The following is an 18,061-nucleotide window of genomic DNA, read 5'->3' on the forward strand; positions in this document are numbered from 1 at the left end:
AGGCAACTGTTAAGTTGCCGTACCGGCAGCCATTTCTCGCCAGAAGGAAGCTCACATGGCCAAAGCCAAAATCGGGATTGTTACCGTCAGTGACCGCGCCAGCGCAGGCATTTACGAAGACCTGTCGGGTCAAGCCATTATCGAAACCCTCAATGCCTACCTGACCAGCGAATGGGAAAGCCTGTATCGCGTGATACCGGATGAGCAGGCCGACATAGAGGCGACCCTGATTGATTTGGCAGACAATGAAGGTTGCTGCCTGATTGTCACCACAGGTGGAACCGGCCCCGCCAAACGCGATGTGACACCGGAGGCCACCGAGGCCGTTTGTCATCGTATGATGCCGGGTTTTGGTGAGCTGATGCGGGCAGAGTCGCTGAAATTTGTACCCACCGCCATTCTGTCACGGCAAACGGCAGGTCTGCGGGATGATACCCTGATCGTGAATCTGCCCGGCAAGCCCAAGTCCATTCGTGAATGCCTGGATGCGGTGTTTCCGGCTATTCCTTACTGTATCGACTTGATGGACGGCCCTTTCCTGGAATGCGATGAGTCAGTTATTAAGCCATTCCGCCCTAAAAAGTAGGCGATTGGGGCAAATGAACGCCGCCATGGTCAGGAGAGTCGCATGCATGCTGCTGGCCATGGTGGTTATCGGCTGCAGCTCTCGCCCCGAGCAAGAGACGCCCGTGGCGGCCCAGGTAAGCCAGCCGTTGTCTCAGGCGCGGCTGCTGGCGTTCTACAGTGAATGGCAGGGCGTGCCTTACCGTCTTGGCGGCATGAATAAGCGTGGTGTCGATTGCTCCGCTTTCAGCTTTTTGGTTTATCGTGACCTTGCCGGACTGAGTTTGCCCCGCACGGTAGAAGATCAACTGGCCCTGGGGCGCAGGGTATCAGAGGATGAGATCCAAAGTGGCGACCTGGTGTTTTTCAAAACCGGCTGGACACTGTGGCACGTTGGGGTTTCTTTGGGGGACAGGCGCTTTGTGCATGCATCGACCAGTCAGGGCGTGATAATTTCCACCCTCGATAACGGCTACTGGCAGCAAAAATTCCGTCAGATACGGCGTTATGATTGAGGGGAACCCACACCAGACCAATCCCTTGGTCCCGGGAGCGATATCAGGGCTGCGGAAAGCGGCAACCAATGGCGAACGCCACCAGATCGCTCGGCGTTTCGGCGAGTAGATTCAGCGGCGTAGAGGAAATTATCAGCGGATGTTCGCTGTTCAGTTGGATGTCTCCGATGTTGACCTGGCCACGGCGCAGGAACACACCGTAAACACTCGCGCCCTCTTCGGCAGCCTGATGCCAGCGCTGATGTTCAGCCAGTTGTTGCCGGCTTGCCAATTTCAACCTTCCCTTGGGCACAAACAGGTTAAAGTCTTCCACTACTGCCGTTGTCAGTTCGGCATGCACACTCAAACCACCATCGAAGTCCCAGGGACTGCTATCGGCGTGCTGAACCCGGGCTTCGGACAGGGCGCTGCCGCTTAACTTCATGGCACCGTCCAGTACAAGCAGCAGGCGATCGTAACCACTGAAATCACTGAATTGACCGGATTGTTCAACCCGGGCGCAGCTCAGGCGGAATTCAAAGTCCCGGGCAGCCAAACTGCTGCCTTTGGGATGGATAAGCAGCTGAGTCGTGCTGCCACCGGCCCAGTCATTGGTTACGAAATCTTTGGCTGCCACCAGATGTATTGGCATTGGGCTTCCTTCAACTGCATGTCTTAGAGGAATTTTTGAACGTACCAACAGCTGGCGTGAATGTCGAGCCCCTGCTTCCTGGCCCATTCCAGCCCGTGACGGACCAGTTTTTCGGCCAGACCTTGCCCCCTGAGCTCAGGAGGAACGAAGGTGCGATTGAAGTCGATACTGTCACCCTGGCGGTGATACTCCAGCCTGGCTTCCACGCCGTTGGCCGCTAATAAAAATACCTGATTGGTTTTATCGTGGATCACAGCATCCATGTTATGCCTTGTTATTACGCTCACGCTTGCGTTGTTCTTTGTAAGTTTTGGCGGAGTCAGGCAGTGGGCTGACCTTGCCGGTTTCGAGCCATTTTTTCAGGCGTCCGGCATCGCCGAGGTGGGTTTGTTTACCGAAAGAGTCGAGCACCACAAAGGCCACATCCCGTTTGGCCATCCTGGTCAGCATCACCAGGCAGTGTCCGGCGGCATCGGTAAAACCGGTTTTGGTTAAGCGAATGTCCCAGTTGTCTTTATTGACCAGTCGGTTGGTGTTGTAAAACGCCAAACTGTATCTGGGCTTGCCAAAGGTTACCGACTTACTCGGTGTCGAAGACAGCTGGCCCAGCAGAGGGTAATCCTGCGCGGCCTTGAGCAGCTTCACCAGGTCGGCGGCAGTAGACACGTTGTGTACCGACAATCCAGTGGGCTCTACAAAACGGGTATTGGTCATGCCCAGCGCCTTGGCCTTGGTATTCATCGCCTTCACGAAGGCCTGATATCCGCCGGGATAATGGTGGGCAAGGGTAGTGGCGGCTCGGTTTTCCGACGACATCAGGGTCAGCAACATGGCTTCTTTTCGGCTCAGGGTGCTGCCAAGACGGATGCGGGAAACGACGTTTTTCATCTCGGGATTGTCTTTGACTTCAACCGCGATTTTTTCCCCGAGCGGCAGCTTGGCATCCAGGGTCACCATGGCAGTCATCAGCTTGGAGATCGAGGCAATGGGAACAACCTGATGGGGGTTACTGGCATAGAGCACTTCGTTGGTTTTGGTATCGACCAGGAGTGCACTGTATGAAGCCAGTTCCTGAGTGGGTTTGGCGTCTGATTTTACCGCACCCTGTGCACTGGCGGCCGAGAGCAGGCCGAGCATCAGCAGAGGGCTGATGTACTTGAACAATTTGGATTTCATGCGCAATGCCAATAATAAAGTGATTGTTTGCTTGCCGTCTGCGCGGCAATACCTCAAGTGTAATCAAGGGTGAGACAATCACAAGCCATCAAGGTTCGCTTTTTGAAAGATTTTTTAGCGTTGCCAGCATTTCTGACGGCATATCGGCTTTGCGTCCCAACTTGAAATCAAACATCACCGCAATGGAGCTGCCGGTGGTGGTGATAGCCTGCTGTGCCTCGCTGAATACCTCGTAGTGCAAGGTAAAGCGATCCGGGTGTATATCGGTCACGCGCACACCCACATGCAACACGTCCGGATAGGTCACGGGCCGTTTGTATCTGGCCTGGTTTTCGCTGATCACGGGGCCAAGACCGTGGCGATACATGCTTTCCAGCGGGAAGTGTTGTTCAAAAAAACCGATGCGGGCAGTTTCGAAGTAGCGGAAATAGGCCACGTTGTTCACGTGTTGCAGGGCATCCATTTCGCCCCAGGCAACGGTGATTTTGCTGATGTGGCTGCAGAGGTCTGAGACTGATTTCATAATTCAAACGATTGTTTAACAGAATTCGAGCTTAACAGGGGTCTGCCCGGTGCTCAAGAGCAACAAAAACGCCCCGCAGTGCGGGGCGCTTTCAGGAGCATAAACTCACTCGAAATTGAGTTCGCTGAAGCTCTGAATAATCCGGTACTTACCGGTGCGCTGAGAGGGTTCGCGCACCATTTGGCAGGTGATCATGCCAGCGGCTTCGGCGGCTTTCAGCTCTTCCACCACATCGGAAACAAAGAGGATCTGTCTTGGTGTCAGGCTGATAGTGTTAACAATGTTGGCATAGGCCTGCTTGTCGAGCTTGTTGCCGGTGCGGGTATCGAAGTGACCGTTGAACAGCTCGGTCAGATCGCCGCTGTCACTGTGGCTAAACAGCAGCTTTTGAGCATCCACAGAGCCTGAAGAAAAGCTGTAGACCCGCAAACCCTGGGCGCGATAGATTTTTATGGCATCGATAAAGTCAGGGTAAATGTGTCCCTTGAACTCATCGTTGGCATAACCTTGCTTCCAAATCAGGCCCTGGAGGGTTTTCAGCGGCGTGACCTTACGGTCTTCGGCAATCCACTGCACCAAAATCTCGGCCACCCGCTCGATGTCGGCATCGGCTTCGAGGGCGATATCACGCACATCGCCGATGCAATAGTCCACCAGTGGATTGTGCTGTTGTTCGCGCAGAAAATCGGCCATGACTTTGGCGGAGTACGGGAACAGGGTTTGCTGAATAAAGTTGAGATCCGTGGTGGTGCCGGCGGTGTCTACGACTATGGCTCTGATACCCATGATATTGATACTCCACTAACTGCTGCCAAAAGACAGTGCCCAAGATGCAGGCAGATCCTAAAGTGAATTGCGCCCCTTTGCCAGAGAATTCGGTCAGTTGAACGGCTGAAATCAGCGTGGTACCGGCCCGGATACAGACTTTTCACTTGCGACTATCCGGGTGCGACTTTGGCTTGAGGCGAAATAACAATAAAAAATGCCAATATAGGAAAATCGATGATAAGAATCATCACCTTATTGCTGAGAGCTTTGCTGAGTATCGGTGTTTTCTCGCCTGAGTGCCCCGGTGTGGAATGGCGTGTGTAATTGGTCATGCGAGGGTTTGGATGCAAACTCAGCAATATCGGTCAGGCATGGGTAGTAGGGATTTGGCACACTGGGGCCGTTGAAATGCGACCCTTTTGGAAAGGGTCATATCAAGGGAGCCTGGAGAAGTGAGAAGCGAGCGCAGAAAGTGAAGCCACCACAGAAGTCTTCAAGTGCAACCGAAAAGCTTGAAAGTGCCCTGGCAGAGACTCTGCCAACTGGGCTGGACCCCAGGCTTGCGCGGGTGTGTGACTACATCAGCCGTCATCTTGATGAAGAACTCAGCCTCGACCACTTGAGCCGCGTGGGTCACTTGTCGCGGTTTCACTTTCATCGGCTGTTTGCGGCCGGGCTTGGTATTCCGCTGGGACGCTTTGTGCAGCTGCAACGGCTGAAACGGGCGTCGTTTCGGCTCGGATTCGAACATTCCATGCGGGTGCTAGACATCGCGCTGGAAGCCGGGTTCGATAGCGCCGAGGCCTTCAGCCGTGCCTTTAAGCGTGAGCTTGGTCTGAGTCCTTCGGCATTTCGACAGACACCTGACTGGGCGCAGTTGCACTCGGTTATGGGCAGCATCAAAGTGCCCCGGCAAGGGTTAACAGGAACCGATATGGACATAAAATTGATTGAAATGCCAAGCCTGGCAGTGGCCTGGCTGGAACACAAGGGCAACCCTCACCGAGTGCTGGACACCAGTGCGCGCTTTATCGAGTGGCGTAAACAAACCGGGCTGTCACCTATTGCCAGCTCGCGCACCTTTGGCATTCCCAATGGCGATCCGGCCACCATGGCGGCAGAGGATTTTCGCTTTAAAGTGGCGGGTAGCGTTAATGTGCCCGTACCGGCCAATCCGCAGGGCGTGGAAAATGGTGAAATCGCTGGTGGACGCTACGCCGTTATCCGCCACCTCGGCAGCCACGCCACCATGGATGCCAGCATTTACGGTTTTTTCCGCGACTGGCTGCCTCACAGCGGCGAGACCGTCCGGGAAGCGCCGCTGTTTTTCGAGTACCTGAACTTTGTGCACCAGGTAGACGAGTGCGACCTTATCACCGACATCTTTGTACCGCTGAGGTAACACCAACAAGGCATCAGGCTGGGCGACCTCACGCTGCGGCGTAGACTATTTTCCTGTACTGGTAAGCCAATTCCCCGCTTATGATGTATTTCTGCAGCGGGGAAAATTGCTCATAAGCGGGATTGGGGATAAAGACGTTAACCGCGCTTTTGCAGCACGAAGAACTGATAGCCAAACTGGCCGAGGAAGCGACTGAAAATACCAAGCTCCCGCTGCACATTGGCTAACGCCTGCGAGCCTGCCAGCTGCCTGGAAACCTCATCTACCCTTGCAGCCAGTGGGCCGGTAAAGCTCTGCCAGGCCTCATTACTCAGGCTGAAGCTCTCGATAAGGTCAAAGCCTGCCGCCCGCATCTGCGTCTTTCTCGCCTCGACCGTGGTCATGGCGGGGTAGTCCTGCTGCCAGTGGGTAATAGCCTCAGGGGCTCTGTCGTCTGTCAGCCACACCAGATCACTGAGGACCAGTACGCCGTTATCGACCAGAAGGTTACGCCATGACTTGAGCGCCTGCTCAACGCCCATGATGTAGGCGCTGCCTTCTGCCCAAATCAGATCGGCGCTCGCCGCTGGCAGTGGGATGTCCGTCATGCTGGCGTACAGGGTGCTGACCCGGCTGGCCAGGTCGCTGTGCTGAAGGTGCTGTTGCAGCTCAGTCAATGCGCCTTCTTCGTTATCGATGGCAATGATGTTGGCCCGGGTGTGCATGGCGAGTACCCGGGTCGCCAGACCTTTACCACAGCCTATATCGAGAATGCGCGTTGGTGTCAGTGGCACGGTTGCCAGCGCCTTTAAAGTGTCGGCCTCGCTGCCCGGCGCCCAACGTGTCAGTGGGGCGAAAATGTGCATAAAGTCGGCCATAAATTTGTCGTGTTCGTTCATATCTTTAGATAACCATGTCAGGTGCAGGGCGTCTTTTTCGCTGAAGCCCTGTGTTTGTAACCAGTCCAGATGCGCCTCGGGCGCTTCTTTTGTGAGGGACTCGTGCCACGCCTTCAAATCGCCTTCGCCCAGAAGGGCTGCCAGCAGAGCACGCGAGGCCTGTTTCTGAGCAATGTCGGCGTCCAGCTCGGCAAGACGGGCTTGCAGTAGTGCCTTGTCGATACGCTCATCGAGGCAGGCGAGGCTCTCTTTTAAGGTGAGACCACCCGCCTGCAGCTTCTGGATCAGTGTCAGGCGTTGCACATCCTTTTCGCTGTAAACCCGGTAGCCGTTATCCAGCCGCTTGCCGCGAATAAGCCCCTGCTTTTCGTAATACAGCAGGGTTGAGCGCGATAATCCCAGCCGGTTTGCCAGTTCTGAAATGCGTAATGCCATCTGCTTTGCCTCTCGTCCTGATTAGAGAACTTAAACTATGAAGTTATAGACAGGTCAACGATATTGCCGCAGTTTTTTTAGCAGTGATTGGCTGTGGCTGAGGTGGTGTGAAAACGCAACAGGGATGTCTAAAAACTATCCGCCTGAGTTGCCGAGTGGTTTTGTTAGCATGGGTTATCTCGCTATAGGCAATTCGGCGATGCTGCTGATTTCCAACTACAAGCACCATTAAGGACGATGTGATGAACCCAATATTGATGAAGAACCTGAGCCTCGGGCGTTTTATAACACCACTGGCCGCACCCTGCCTGCAGGCTTTAACGCTGCTGTGCACCAGCGGCATGGCGCTGGCATTACCGGCCCTGACAGACTGCTGTGAGGCTGAAATCTTTCAGGTGACCGGTGGTGAAGTGGCCGGGGGCAAACCGTCGCTGTCCGCCGGTGTGAATGACTCTGCGGCGTCTTCAGAGCAGAAGGCTGAGATTGCCACGCTGTTCGAACACTACATGGACAAATACAACCACTATCTGACCACAGGCAAGCTCGATGCTGCCCCGGTACTTTACCGGCCGCAGCTGATGCTGATGTCAAACACCCGGGCGCCGGCGGTGGCCACTGAGACTGAATTTTCAACGCAAATTCAGGGCTTTTTGGATAGCCTCAGGGCCAAAGGTGTTGCCCGGGTGCGTTGGCAGAAGGTGGATATCAGGCTGCTCGACAGCCAACTGGCACTGGCCAGCAACGTGGCCGAGCGCTTTCGTGCCGATGGTTCGCGCTACAACCTGGTGGGTGCCACTTATCTGCTCAGCAAGCAGGATGGCCAATGGCAAATTGCCGCCTTTGCCGTACACGATGATAAGGGTGCATTCCCGCTGAACTGAAAGCTTTGCTCACATTCCTGCGGTTTTCATCGCCGCTATAAGGGGTTACCTTGATGGCTGGCAAGGGGCCGACAGGTGAGCGAATGGATAATTGGGATGATTACCGGGTAATACTGGCGCTGGCGAGAGGGCAAAGCCTGCGTGCAGCGGCCAAACAGCTATCGCTGAACCATGCCACAGTATCGAGGCGGCTGGCGGCGTTGAATCACCGTTATGCCGCACCTGTGTTTGAAAACTCGCCCCAGGGGCTGCGGCTTACTGCCTTGGGGCTGCGCCTGCTGGCGGCGGCCGAGCAGATGGAGCTGCTCATTCAGGGAAATCGCCGCGACGAATTGGCCGCCACAGATGTACTGCAGGGCGACATTCGTCTATCCCTTCCCCCCGCCATTGCCCAGTGGCTGCTGCTTGAAGAGCTAATGGCATTTCAGCAGCAGTATCCCCGGATAAGGCTGCACATTCACTGCTCTTACACGCTGGCGAGCCTTGATAGCTGTGAGGCCGACATAGTCGTGCGGGTGTCAAACAACCCCGACGAACATTTGGTGGGGCGGCGGCTGTTTCCTGTGTGGCTGGCCTATTATTGTCGCCCCGACTACCTGACGAAACCTGCCAACAGGCTTGGCTGGATCACCGCCTCCGGCACACCCGACTGGATTGCAACCTCACCCTATCCCAACGCAGGCGTGGCCTTGGTGCTGGATGATTTGGTGCTGCGCCATCAGGTGGCTGCGCAGCGTGGCGGCCTGGTGCGCGGTGCCTGTTACATCGCCGACCAAATGCCGCAGTTGCAGCGCATCGGTGATGGTAAGCCTCATCCGTTTCAGGACATCTGGTTGCTCACCCACGAAAATCTGCGTGCCGTGCCACGCATCAAACTCTTGATGGACTATCTGGCAGACTGCCTGCACCGCAAGCGCGATTTGGTAGAAGGTCGTCTGACTTAGCAAAGTGGTTGTTGCCGCCTGATTTGCCCCTTTTCAAGCAGTACTCTGTCTTTGGTTGGTGTTTTGTTTAATTTGTGTAAAATCATGGTCTCACTCAGTGGTAGCAGTGACTCTTATTTTTGGTTTTGCTTAAGGACAAGCCGTTGACGTTGTTCGAAGTTGAACCCTGACAAACGCTGGTTAAGGATGATGCGGAATGAAAGTGTTAATGACGTTAGTGCTATCGCTTATATGGATGTTGATGAGCCCCACAGTCAACGCCTATACGCAGTTAACAAAAGACGACTTTATAAGTGATCCTCTCATCTACGATGCCGAATTTTCACCGGATGGTCGTTATCTGGCTTTTATCCGTCAGGCCGGCAAGAGTCGTGATGTAGTCATCCGGGACTTTTCTCTGGAAGGGGCGCCCATCACCGGCATATTGCAGGACGAATTTATTCGCGCCGACTCCATCAGCTGGGCCAATAATTCCCGCTTGATTGTCAATCTCATGGTGCCCTATGAGCGCATCTCCAAGCTGAAAAAGAAGGCCGAGAAAGACCCTGAATTCGATCTCGATGAGTACGATTATTTCAGACGGTCCATTTCTATGGATGTGCATTGTCAGGACAGGGTAGTACTGCTTAACCATAAAAAGTACAGCCGCAAAAACTTAAACCTGTCGAGAATTACCAATCTGCTGGTGGACGACGACCAGCACATCCTGATGCCCGCCTGGGGAAACAACGGCCTCGAGATAATGAAGGTGAACGTTTACACGGGTAAGGGTGAGGTGGTGCTCAAAGGGGGGCGTCGTACCTACAACATCTTAACCGACAAACAGGGCCAGCCCACTTTCCGGCTCGACTATTACTACTACAGCCGCAGTGTGCAGGTGCACGAATACACCCAGGAGGGTGAATGGGCGCCCATCGACCGTATCTACTTCGAACAGAATGAAGATGGTGAGTTCGACTTTGAAGGCCTGGTTGGGATTGGCAAGGAAGGCGAGCTGATTTACCGCAAACGCAATGAAACAAGCGGTTACTATGAAATCGTCAAATACAAAAAGGGCAGCAAGGAGAAGCAGGTAGTGGCCTCGCTGCCTGAGGAAGATATTTACTCCCCCATGTTTGATGCCTTTACCGGAGAATATCTGGGTTACCAGGTACAGCGGGACCTTATCCGCAATGTGTATCTGGATAAGAACTATCAGGCCCATTATGACAAGGTTGCCGAAGACATTGGGCACAGCAACTTCTCTTTCTGGGCATCGAGCACCAGCAAAAACCGCGTAGTGATAAAAAGCAGCGGCGCCGATCACCTGGGCAAATTCTACGTCTACGACTACAAGACCCAGGCCCTGACGTGGCTGGGGGATGTGCATCATCAGTTGGTGCCCGAGAATCTGGGGATGCCCGCCAAGGTGAACTACACCACCAGAGACGGTCAAAAGCTGCGTATGTACCTGCTGTTCCCACCCAATTATGACGACACCAAAGCCTACCCCATGGTGGTATTACCCCACGGCGGTCCACAATCCCGCGACAGCGCCAGCTTTGATTTCTTCGCCCAGTACATTGCCACCCGGGGATATATCGTCATACAACCCAACTTCCGTGGCTCCACCGGTTATGGGCTGGAGTTTGAAAAAGCCGGCTACAAACAGTGGGGACAGTTGATGCAGGACGACGTATCAGACGCCGTCACCTACATGACCAATAACGGTTATGCAGACAAGTCCCGGGTGTGCATTGTGGGGGCATCCTATGGTGGGTATGCTGCGCTGATGGGCGCCATTAAAACCCCTGAACTGTACCGTTGCAGCATCAGCATCAACGGGGTTACGCACCTGAAAGATCAAATCGCCTTCGATGTGGACTCCGCCGAGATAAACGAAGACAGAATCGAAGAGATACTCTACGAGCGCATAGGTCATCCCATCCGGGACGCTAAAATGTTGGATGACAACTCCCCGGCGCTGCTGGCGTCAAAGGTGAGCTTGCCGCTGCTGATTATTGCCGGCGACAGCGATCAAATCGTGCCCTACACCCAGGCTGAAATCATGGTTGAGGCACTGGAGAAGTCGAAGAAGGACTTTAAGTTTGTCGAGCTGACGGACACCGGCCATAACCCCTTTATCATGAAAGACAGCGCCGCCAAGGTGTATCAGGAAGTAGAGCAGTTCCTGAAAACTCACCTTGGGGAATAGGCGTTACTGGCAAGCCTTTGATTGAGTGGTGTGGGTAGCTGTTTGAGCGAGGATTACCCACACCAACTGGCTCATGACTTGTTACCGGCAGGCAGCAGGTACTTGAGCCCGTGGGTAAAACCACGGGGTGCCACGCTTAGATGATCCTCATCGTTGAGTACATCCAGCTTCAGCCGCAATGACGGGTAGCCACGGGACTTAAGGCTTTTCTCGAAATAGCGCGCATCCGTGACCATGTTGTAGCGGGTTGCAAAACGTGCATCGCCGGGTTTCATATCTTCATACTCGCCCACATACAGATACACACTGGCGGGCAAGTCCTTGTTGGATTTGGCATACCGCTCTTCGAAGGACCACATGACCTTGTTGTCATACCAAAATGAGGGGCTGCCAAGCACATACCCGGCAAACAGTGTCGGATCGGTTAAGAGCGCCTGCGCCCCTAACAGCCCGCCATAAGAATGGCCGAGGAACAGTCGCCGCGTCTCATCGGTACGGTATTTATCTGCGACAAAGGGAATTGCTGATTGCTTGAGGTAATCGAGATACTTTTGCCCTTCACCATGAACTCCCTTGGCGGCATCCGAGCCCGGGCCATTGGGTGTGGGGGTGTAGTCGCGTCGGCGACTTGGCACGCCATGATCGCCAACAGAATATGACAGTCCCACCAGAATAAAGTCTTCAATGGCAGGGCCGTGCCCATTCAGGCGCCTGGCAATTTGCTTCACCATGGCAAAGGCATAATCCGCATCGGTAACATAGAGCACCGGATAGCGCCGCGAAGGTTCCTTTTCATAGGAAGCAGGCAGCGCCACAAACACCCGATAATCGCGGCCGCTCTCGGGGTCTGGCACGTCCCAAACCTGGGTATCTACCACTTCATAGAGTTGCCCACTGCCACGTTGCCCGCCGAGCAGGGATGCGGCCTGCACCCCGGTTTTTGCTTGTACCACATGTGATTCAGCAGCCTCAGGAACCGTTGTTGCATGGACAAAATGAGCGCAGCAGGCGAGAAGGAGTCCACATATCCTTGTCATTTAAATCATCCTTTAGGGTGGAAGGCCGGGGTGGCTCTGTATAAGTTGTCAGAGGATAACCCGAGCGTGAAATCATGGTGTGTAATGCAGGTCTTTTTCAAGTTTAAATCACCTGCCAATCAAGAGGTGTTGTGGCAACTTACTGAAATAGCTGGGATGAGAGAACGCATCGGGCGGGGAATACGATGGGAGCGCAAGGTTAAACTTGCCTCGGCTCCCGAATCATTCACAGACCTTTATTGATGAATCAGTCTGCCACCCTTCACCACATCCACCAGAGGGTTCACGCCGTAGGAATAGGCCAGCTCAGCCGGGGTAGAGATACGCCACAGGCAGAAGTCGGCATCCATTCCTTCACGCAATATACCAACGCGCTGGTCTCGGCCAAGGGCGCGCGCGGCGTTGCGGGTAATACCGGCGAGTGCTTCTTCCGGGGTCAGGCGGAACAGGGTGCAGCCCATATTGAGCATCAGCAGGGTCGAGCAGATGGGCGATGAGCCAGGGTTAAAGTCGCTGGCGAGCACCATGGGCACCCCATGCTGACGCAAAAGGTCGATGGGGGGCAGCTTAGTTTCCCGCAGGAAGTAGAACGCGCCCGGCAGCAGTACGGCGCAGGTGCCACTCTGGGCGATGGCCTTAACACCGGTTTCGTCCAGGTATTCGATATGGTCCACCGACTTGGCACCCAAACGCGCGGCCAGTTCACTGCCACCGAGGTTGCTGAGTTGCTCGGCATGTAGCTTGATATCCAGTCCCAGGGCCTTGGCGGCGCTCAGCACCCGCTCTGTCTGCTCCAGGTTAAAGGCGATGTTTTCGCAGAACACGTCGGCGGCATCGGCGAGGTTCTCGGCCACCACGGCGGGCAGCATCTCGTTAACCACCAGATCCACATAGGCATCTGTGCCTGCATCGCCCTGACCCTTGAACTCGGGCGGTACCGCATGGGCGCCGAGGAAGGTGGTGACCACATCCACGTGGTGATGTTTGCCAAGCTCGCGGGCAACCCGCAACAGCTTAAGCTCGGTGTCCAAATCCAGGCCGTAACCGGATTTGATTTCCACCGTGGTTACCCCTTCTTTGGCCAGCGCATTCAGGCGGCGGCGGGCGAGATCAAACAGCTCGGCTTCGTCTGCTTCGCGGCAGGCCTTCACGGTGCTGACAATGCCGCCGCCGGCGCGGGCGATTTCTTCGTAGCTGGCACCCTGCAGACGCAGTTCGAATTCGTTGGCACGGTTACCGGCAAATACCAGGTGGGTGTGGGCATCGATCAGGCCGGGGGTCAGCCAGCCGCCATGGCCGCGGTGAACCGGGGTGGCGAGCACATCAAACTCGGGCAGGTCGGCACGTTTGCCAAGCCAGGCAATTTTGCCGTCTTTCACCGCCAGCGCAGCATCCGTGATGGCACCGTAGGCCTCACTCCTGGACGGGTCCATGGTGGCTAAGTTGATATCAATCCAAACCTGATCCCAAGACATGCTGACTCCTGCTGTGGCTGTTGTGTAGGGTTTTTGTGTATTGCCGCTATAAAAATAGGTTGCGGCAACTGACTAATCTATTGTCACGGCTTGATCTTTTGCCAATCAGCCAGTATCTACTTGTATATACAAGCTTGGATTATAGCCGACTCTCAGGCGGGAAAGACAGCCGCAAACCGCAACCGGCAGACATTAAGGGGTGCACATGACCACAGCAAAGTTTGCCGAAATCAAAGAATACATACGGCGCCATATCGAGGCGGGTGACTGGGAAGAAAATACCCGGGTACCCTCCGAGAATCAGCTCGCCGAGCAATTTGGCTGCAGCCGCATGACCGCCCGGCGGGCGCTGACTGAGTTGGTGGAGGCCGGGGTGCTGGAGCGCTCTCAGGGGTTGGGGACCTTTGTGGCATCGCTCAAGTCCCAGTCAAGCATGCTGTCTATTCGCAATATCGCCGATGAAATCAAGGGGCGCGGTCATGGTCACAGCGTGCAGGTACTTGAGCTGACCGCTATCAATGCCATCGCCCCCATCGCCATTGCCCTTGGGTTGGAGGAGGGCTCGGACGTGTTTTACTCATTGCTGGTGCATTGTGAACAGGGAATGCCGCTGCAATTGGAGGAGCGCTTTGTTAACCCCGAGCTTATTCCGCACTATCTGAAACAGGACTTCAGCAGCCAGACGCCACACGAATATCTGTCACAGGTGGCGCCGCTGACCGAGGCGCGTCACACCATTGAGGCGATTATCCCGAAAGAGCAGGTACGACTGCACCTGAATATGCCCGAAGGCGAACCCTGCCTGCAGATCATCCGTCGTACCTGGTCCCGTCAGGGGGTGGTGAGTTTTGCCCGCCTGGTACATCCCGGCAGTCGTTTTCGTCTGGGTGGCCACCTTACGTTTAAATAGACGTCTCTTTTTGGCAACGCTGCGGCAGCGCAAAAGAGCATCAGTGTGCGGTTTTGCGAAAAACACCGTTTCAGTCGAAGGTTGAACAAGTTTAAATCTTTTTGGATTTCATATTGTTAATTTGGCTATTTTTCTTCTGTCGATGAATGGTTTTTTGCCAAGATCCCGGATTGTGGATAGCATAGAGCTTCATTGGTTTTTGTTTGCTGGATAACGCTTTGCCAAGAATGCCGCGCCTGTCACTGGCCTTAATGGCACCTCTGTGTCTGATACTGCTCTACCTGAGTCTGGTAGGGGCAGAGTTTTACTATGAAAAATCCCTCAAGCAGGAGCAGGTGGCAGAAGCGCAGTTGGCCCAGGTCAGACAGCAAATGTTCCGCTTGCAGCACATAGTGTCAGAGGCCATGGCAGTACAGGATACCGACCGTATTGCTCAGGAGGTGTCGTTGGCCGCGACTGATCTTGAGTTGATGGTGCTGGTGCTGGTGGACCCGGGCAGCAACATTCGTTATGCCAATCACCTGGTGTGGCAGGGCAGTCGTGCCAGTCAGGTCATCGACGGTTATGAACCGTCGCGTCATCAGCAGACGGTGGCCGCCCAAAAGCCCTGGGTACAGGTCAATCCCGACCGCCTATCGATTCAGGCTTACTACCCTGTGAATCACAGTGGCGTTCCCCGCTACAGTGAGATCAACCTAATCTATCTGGAATACGACCTCTCCGGTGCCTACAGCCGTGCCATCAGCGAACTGCAGCAACGCTTTTTGCAGATATGGGGCGGCGGTGCCTTGCTGATCCTGATGTTTTTAACCGTGTTTCATTATGTGGGTGTCAGACCGCTTCGCAGTTTGCTGCGTTTGGCCCGCCTGAAGCAGGCTGAGCCTTTGGCGCAGACTGTGCCCATGGCCTCCAGCGAAGTCGCCAAATTGCAGCAGTACATGTACCAGACCGAACTCAAGCTCAAGCGTACCCTCAAGCAGCTGCGTGACTCAGAGCAGCGTTGGTTGTTTGCAGTGGAAGGTTCTCAAACCGGCATTTGGGACTGGCAGATAAGCAGTGGCGAACTGTTTTTGTCTGACCGCTGGAAAGAAATGCTGGGATATGGCCCCACAGAGCTGAAAAACGAGTACAGCTCCTGGGAAAGTCGTTTACACCCGGACGATAAAGCGCGGGTGCTGGAGCGACTGCAAAGCTATCTCAAGGGCGAAGCCGATGTTTACGAGAGCCGTCATCGCCTGAAACACCGTCAGGGGCATTATATTTGGGTGCTCGATCGCGGCATGGTGGTGGAATGGGAAGAAGACGGGCGCGCGGCACGGGTGATAGGCAGCCAGCGGGATGTGTCGGAAGATGTGCGTAATCAGCAGGCCATCGCCCATCAGGCCAACCACGACTCCCTGACCAACCTGGCCAACCGCCGGGCCGTGATGGATGCCCTGTTCGAGTTTCAGCAGGCTGGCCCCGGCAGCATGTTACGCCTGGGCGCCCTGCTGCTGATAGATTTGGACAACTTTAAACTCGTCAACGATGCCCTGGGCCATCACCATGGCGATCGTCTGCTGATTCAGGCTGCGGCCAGATTGTCGGGCTTTTTCAGTGGTAATGCCCTGGTGGCTAGATTGGGCGGCGATGAATTTGCCATTATGGTGCTCGACCTCGCGACCGACATTGAACAGGCGGCCCATCAGGCGATGCAACTGGGGGCGGAGCTGAAGCAGCAGATTGCCCGCAGTTTTCAGCTCTCGGATCAGCAAATCAATGTCACCGCCTCCGTGGGTGTGTGCCTGTTCGATAACCATCATCCGGTTGAGCCGGCGCAGCTGCTCAAACGTGCAGATATGGCCATGTACGCGGCCAAGGATGGTGGCCGCAATGGCTGCGCCCTGTACAGTGACGAACTGGAAGACAAGGCCACCGAAAACCTGTGGCTGCAAAACGAGTTGCGTCATGCCATTGAGCGTGAACAACTGTCTTTGGTGTTTCAGCCCATCTTTAACCACGACGGTGAGCTGGTGTGCTGCGAGGCCCTGTGCCGCTGGCACCATCCTGAGCGCGGCCCCATTTCACCGGCACAGTTTATTCCGGTGGCCGAAGATTCGGGGCTTATCATTGGCATAGGCCAATGGGTATTGCTGGAAGTGTGCCGCACCCTCAAGGCGATGGCAGAAAAAGGCACCCCCATGCCGGCGGTGGCCGTCAACATCAGTGCAAGGCATTTTAACCAGAGTGATTTTGTGGAACGCCTGCTGGCCTTGCTCAAAGCGCATCAGGTATCGCCTGAGCAGATTGAGCTGGAGCTGACCGAATACGCACTGTTGTCCAACCTCAATGCCATCAGCGAGCGGATGCAGCGACTGCGCAGCGCCGGTTTTTCCATCGCCATTGATGACTTTGGTACCGGTTATTCGTCACTGAGTTACTTGCAGAGTCTGCCGCTCTCCAGGCTGAAACTGGATGCCGCCTTTGTCGGCCGTATCGGTACGGAAGCGGGCAATGCCATAGTGCGGGCCATTGTTGAAATGGCCCACAGCCTCATGTTGAAGGTGGTGGCAGAAGGGGTTGAGACCGAGGCCCAGCAGGCATATCTCTCAAGCCTCGATTGTGATTTCTTCCAGGGTTATTTGCTTGGTAAACCCATGCCAGCGTCAGAATTGGTGACACGGCGTATTGCCCCCAGCGTCCACAGCGCAAATCGCCGGGGCTGACTCTCCAAACTTCGGCAGGGCAGGACGTACTCTCCAGATATCAGGCCTGCGTATCAGCGGTGTTTGGCGTGGCTGGCAAAAAAGCCCAGCATCGCCTCTATCGCCTTGGTGCGTGCGCCGTCGCATTCCATCAGAATCTCATGGCGGGCATCGTTAATCTGCAAGCACTCGCACAGTCCACCCAGGGCCCGATTCTGGGCCTTATTGTCGACTATGGTGTCTTCACTCGCCTGTAACACCAGCAAAGGGATTTTGCTCTCCCGCGCAGCCAATACCGCCTCGTCACAGGCATCCAAAGCTTCCAGCAGCCAGCGGTTGGTGGGCGAGCCCAGTTGCAATTGCGGGTTTTGCTGATAGAGCTCGCGGTAGGCCTGATAACGGGCCTCGCTCTTGGTGAGGTCGTTTTTGGCAAAGGGCGCCGGGTTATAGTCCTTGCCCCCCAGAATGTAGTTGGGCAGCCCCTTGGCGCTGGCATCGAGCTTTTGCGCCAGCCAGCGCACAAACACCTTGTTCATGGGCAGGCAGATGCCGTACATGGGCGCCGAGAAACAGGCGGCACTGAACACGCCCGGGTGTGCCTGCAAGTACAGGGTGCCTATGGCGCCGCCCATGGAGTGGCCGGCCAGAAACAGCGGTGCTTTGGCCCGCGGACGCACCACCTGCTCCATAAAACCGTGAAAGTCAGCAATATAGTCGCTGAAGTGCGCCACATGGCCCATATGACGATTGGGCGTAAGGCGGCTCGATAAGCCCTGGCCCCTGTGGTCGAGGGCATAGACACTGTAGCCGGCATCATAGAAGGCCTGGTACAGCTCCAGATACTTGAGAAAGGCCTCAACCCGGCCATTGGAAAAAACAATGCTGCCCTTGGGGCTGGGGTGTTCCAGAGCCAGCCAGGCGATGTCGACGCCGGGGCTGGTGGACAGACTGCCAAGCTCACAGCTCTGATACAGCGCCATGAGGGCGGGTGGAATAGTCAAAGATGTATTCAAAGCTGGTGTATGCATGTGAGGCTGTTACAGA

General features: G+C 55.2%; 17 protein-coding genes. 8 read left to right on the top strand and 9 right to left on the bottom strand.

Features of this window, described 5'->3' with window-relative positions; translation table 11 throughout:
* The first annotated feature begins 55 nt into the window (after positions 1-55).
* A complete protein-coding gene (gene mog / locus K0H63_RS00300; RefSeq protein WP_220066249.1) occupies positions 56-586 on the top strand; it encodes a molybdopterin adenylyltransferase in 531 nt (176 codons plus the stop codon).
* 13 nt (positions 587-599) lie between these two features.
* Positions 600-1,079, top strand: a complete 480-nt coding sequence (locus tag K0H63_RS00305; RefSeq protein ID WP_258405625.1) for a C40 family peptidase — start codon at positions 600-602, stop codon at positions 1,077-1,079.
* Between the two features lie 43 nt (positions 1,080-1,122).
* Here the strand turns inward: K0H63_RS00305 and K0H63_RS00310 are convergent, their stop codons facing one another.
* The 5 genes from K0H63_RS00310 to mtnC all read right to left on the bottom strand — a co-directional run bounded on the left by K0H63_RS00310 (position 1,123) and on the right by mtnC (position 4,195).
* A complete protein-coding gene (locus tag K0H63_RS00310) occupies positions 1,123-1,710 on the bottom strand; it encodes a HutD family protein (protein WP_220066250.1) in 588 nt (195 codons plus the stop codon).
* 23 nt (positions 1,711-1,733) lie between these two features.
* Positions 1,734-1,973 carry a GNAT family N-acetyltransferase gene (locus K0H63_RS00315; protein ID WP_220066251.1) on the bottom strand — a complete coding sequence of 80 codons (240 nt, stop codon included), beginning with the start codon at positions 1,971-1,973 and terminating at the stop codon, positions 1,734-1,736.
* Position 1,974: 1 nt separating this feature from the next.
* The gene (pbpG, locus tag K0H63_RS00320; RefSeq protein WP_434086758.1) at positions 1,975-2,847 is read right to left on the bottom strand and encodes a D-alanyl-D-alanine endopeptidase; all 873 of its coding nucleotides are present in this window, start codon (positions 2,845-2,847) and stop codon (positions 1,975-1,977) included.
* Between the two features lie 127 nt (positions 2,848-2,974).
* Positions 2,975-3,409: an acyl-CoA thioesterase gene (locus K0H63_RS00325; protein ID WP_220066253.1), complete on the bottom strand. Its 435-nt coding sequence runs from the start codon at positions 3,407-3,409 to the stop codon at positions 2,975-2,977.
* A gap of 105 nt (positions 3,410-3,514) precedes the next feature.
* Complete coding sequence (mtnC, locus tag K0H63_RS00330; protein WP_220066254.1) at positions 3,515-4,195, bottom strand: acireductone synthase; 681 nt, start codon at positions 4,193-4,195, stop codon at positions 3,515-3,517.
* Between the two features lie 454 nt (positions 4,196-4,649).
* Here mtnC and K0H63_RS00335 point away from each other — a divergent pair, with 454 nt between their 5' ends.
* Positions 4,650-5,579, top strand: coding sequence for an AraC family transcriptional regulator (locus tag K0H63_RS00335; RefSeq protein ID WP_350355118.1), 930 nt, complete (start codon positions 4,650-4,652; stop codon positions 5,577-5,579).
* Positions 5,580-5,716: 137 nt separating this feature from the next.
* Here the strand turns inward: K0H63_RS00335 and K0H63_RS00340 are convergent, their stop codons facing one another.
* Positions 5,717-6,892 (bottom strand): MerR family transcriptional regulator, encoded by a 1,176-nt coding sequence (locus K0H63_RS00340; RefSeq protein ID WP_220066255.1) that lies wholly within the window; start codon positions 6,890-6,892, stop codon positions 5,717-5,719.
* 242 nt (positions 6,893-7,134) lie between these two features.
* On the opposite strand from K0H63_RS00340, the gene K0H63_RS00345 reads away from it, so the two are divergent.
* From K0H63_RS00345 to K0H63_RS00355, 3 genes are all read left to right on the top strand, one after another.
* Positions 7,135-7,773, top strand: a complete 639-nt coding sequence (locus K0H63_RS00345) for a DUF6841 family protein (protein WP_220066256.1) — start codon at positions 7,135-7,137, stop codon at positions 7,771-7,773.
* Positions 7,774-7,856: 83 nt separating this feature from the next.
* Complete coding sequence (locus K0H63_RS00350) at positions 7,857-8,717, top strand: LysR family transcriptional regulator (RefSeq protein ID WP_220066257.1); 861 nt, start codon at positions 7,857-7,859, stop codon at positions 8,715-8,717.
* 208 nt (positions 8,718-8,925) lie between these two features.
* Positions 8,926-10,911 carry a S9 family peptidase gene (locus tag K0H63_RS00355; protein ID WP_220066258.1) on the top strand — a complete coding sequence of 662 codons (1,986 nt, stop codon included), beginning with the start codon at positions 8,926-8,928 and terminating at the stop codon, positions 10,909-10,911.
* Between the two features lie 71 nt (positions 10,912-10,982).
* Here K0H63_RS00355 and K0H63_RS00360 read toward each other — a convergent pair whose 3' ends face one another.
* Together K0H63_RS00360 and hutI are read right to left on the bottom strand one after the other, a co-directional pair.
* Positions 10,983-11,864: an alpha/beta hydrolase gene (locus tag K0H63_RS00360; RefSeq protein WP_258405626.1), complete on the bottom strand. Its 882-nt coding sequence runs from the start codon at positions 11,862-11,864 to the stop codon at positions 10,983-10,985.
* Between the two features lie 320 nt (positions 11,865-12,184).
* Entirely contained in the window at positions 12,185-13,423 is a 1,239-nt protein-coding gene (gene hutI, locus K0H63_RS00365; RefSeq protein WP_220066260.1) for an imidazolonepropionase, read from the bottom strand.
* Between the two features lie 205 nt (positions 13,424-13,628).
* On the opposite strand from hutI, the gene hutC reads away from it, so the two are divergent.
* Both hutC and K0H63_RS00375 read left to right on the top strand, forming a co-directional pair.
* Positions 13,629-14,333 (top strand): histidine utilization transcriptional repressor HutC, encoded by a 705-nt coding sequence (hutC, locus tag K0H63_RS00370; protein ID WP_220066261.1) that lies wholly within the window; start codon positions 13,629-13,631, stop codon positions 14,331-14,333.
* 227 nt (positions 14,334-14,560) lie between these two features.
* Positions 14,561-17,038 carry a putative bifunctional diguanylate cyclase/phosphodiesterase gene (locus K0H63_RS00375; protein ID WP_258405694.1) on the top strand — a complete coding sequence of 826 codons (2,478 nt, stop codon included), beginning with the start codon at positions 14,561-14,563 and terminating at the stop codon, positions 17,036-17,038.
* A gap of 53 nt (positions 17,039-17,091) precedes the next feature.
* Here the strand turns inward: K0H63_RS00375 and K0H63_RS00380 are convergent, their stop codons facing one another.
* On the bottom strand, positions 17,092-18,045 hold the full coding sequence (locus K0H63_RS00380) for an alpha/beta fold hydrolase (RefSeq protein WP_220066262.1): 954 nt from the start codon (positions 18,043-18,045) through the stop codon (positions 17,092-17,094).
* Positions 18,046-18,061: the final 16 nt, after the last annotated feature.

Source organism: Shewanella zhangzhouensis, from assembly GCF_019457615.1.
Taxonomy (GTDB): Bacteria; Pseudomonadota; Gammaproteobacteria; order Enterobacterales; family Shewanellaceae; genus Shewanella; species Shewanella zhangzhouensis.

What these genes read in the sequence shown, in the direction of transcription:
- mog (WP_220066249.1), top strand. Translation starts at nt 56, where the DNA reads ATGGCCAAAGCCAAAATCGGGATTGTTACCGTCAGTGACCGCGCCAGC.
- K0H63_RS00305 (WP_258405625.1), top strand. Translation starts at nt 600, where the DNA reads ATGAACGCCGCCATGGTCAGGAGAGTCGCATGCATGCTGCTGGCCATG.
- K0H63_RS00310 (WP_220066250.1), bottom strand. Translation starts at nt 1,710, where the DNA reads ATGCCAATACATCTGGTGGCAGCCAAAGATTTCGTAACCAATGACTGG.
- K0H63_RS00315 (WP_220066251.1), bottom strand. Translation starts at nt 1,973, where the DNA reads ATGGATGCTGTGATCCACGATAAAACCAATCAGGTATTTTTATTAGCG.
- pbpG (WP_434086758.1), bottom strand. Translation starts at nt 2,847, where the DNA reads ATGCTCGGCCTGCTCTCGGCCGCCAGTGCACAGGGTGCGGTAAAATCA.
- K0H63_RS00325 (WP_220066253.1), bottom strand. Translation starts at nt 3,409, where the DNA reads ATGAAATCAGTCTCAGACCTCTGCAGCCACATCAGCAAAATCACCGTT.
- mtnC (WP_220066254.1), bottom strand. Translation starts at nt 4,195, where the DNA reads ATGGGTATCAGAGCCATAGTCGTAGACACCGCCGGCACCACCACGGAT.
- K0H63_RS00340 (WP_220066255.1), bottom strand. Translation starts at nt 6,892, where the DNA reads ATGGCATTACGCATTTCAGAACTGGCAAACCGGCTGGGATTATCGCGC.
- K0H63_RS00345 (WP_220066256.1), top strand. Translation starts at nt 7,135, where the DNA reads ATGAACCCAATATTGATGAAGAACCTGAGCCTCGGGCGTTTTATAACA.
- K0H63_RS00350 (WP_220066257.1), top strand. Translation starts at nt 7,857, where the DNA reads ATGGATAATTGGGATGATTACCGGGTAATACTGGCGCTGGCGAGAGGG.
- K0H63_RS00355 (WP_220066258.1), top strand. Translation starts at nt 8,926, where the DNA reads ATGACGTTAGTGCTATCGCTTATATGGATGTTGATGAGCCCCACAGTC.
- hutI (WP_220066260.1), bottom strand. Translation starts at nt 13,423, where the DNA reads ATGTCTTGGGATCAGGTTTGGATTGATATCAACTTAGCCACCATGGAC.
- hutC (WP_220066261.1), top strand. Translation starts at nt 13,629, where the DNA reads ATGACCACAGCAAAGTTTGCCGAAATCAAAGAATACATACGGCGCCAT.
- K0H63_RS00375 (WP_258405694.1), top strand. Translation starts at nt 14,561, where the DNA reads ATGCCGCGCCTGTCACTGGCCTTAATGGCACCTCTGTGTCTGATACTG.
- K0H63_RS00380 (WP_220066262.1), bottom strand. Translation starts at nt 18,045, where the DNA reads ATGCATACACCAGCTTTGAATACATCTTTGACTATTCCACCCGCCCTC.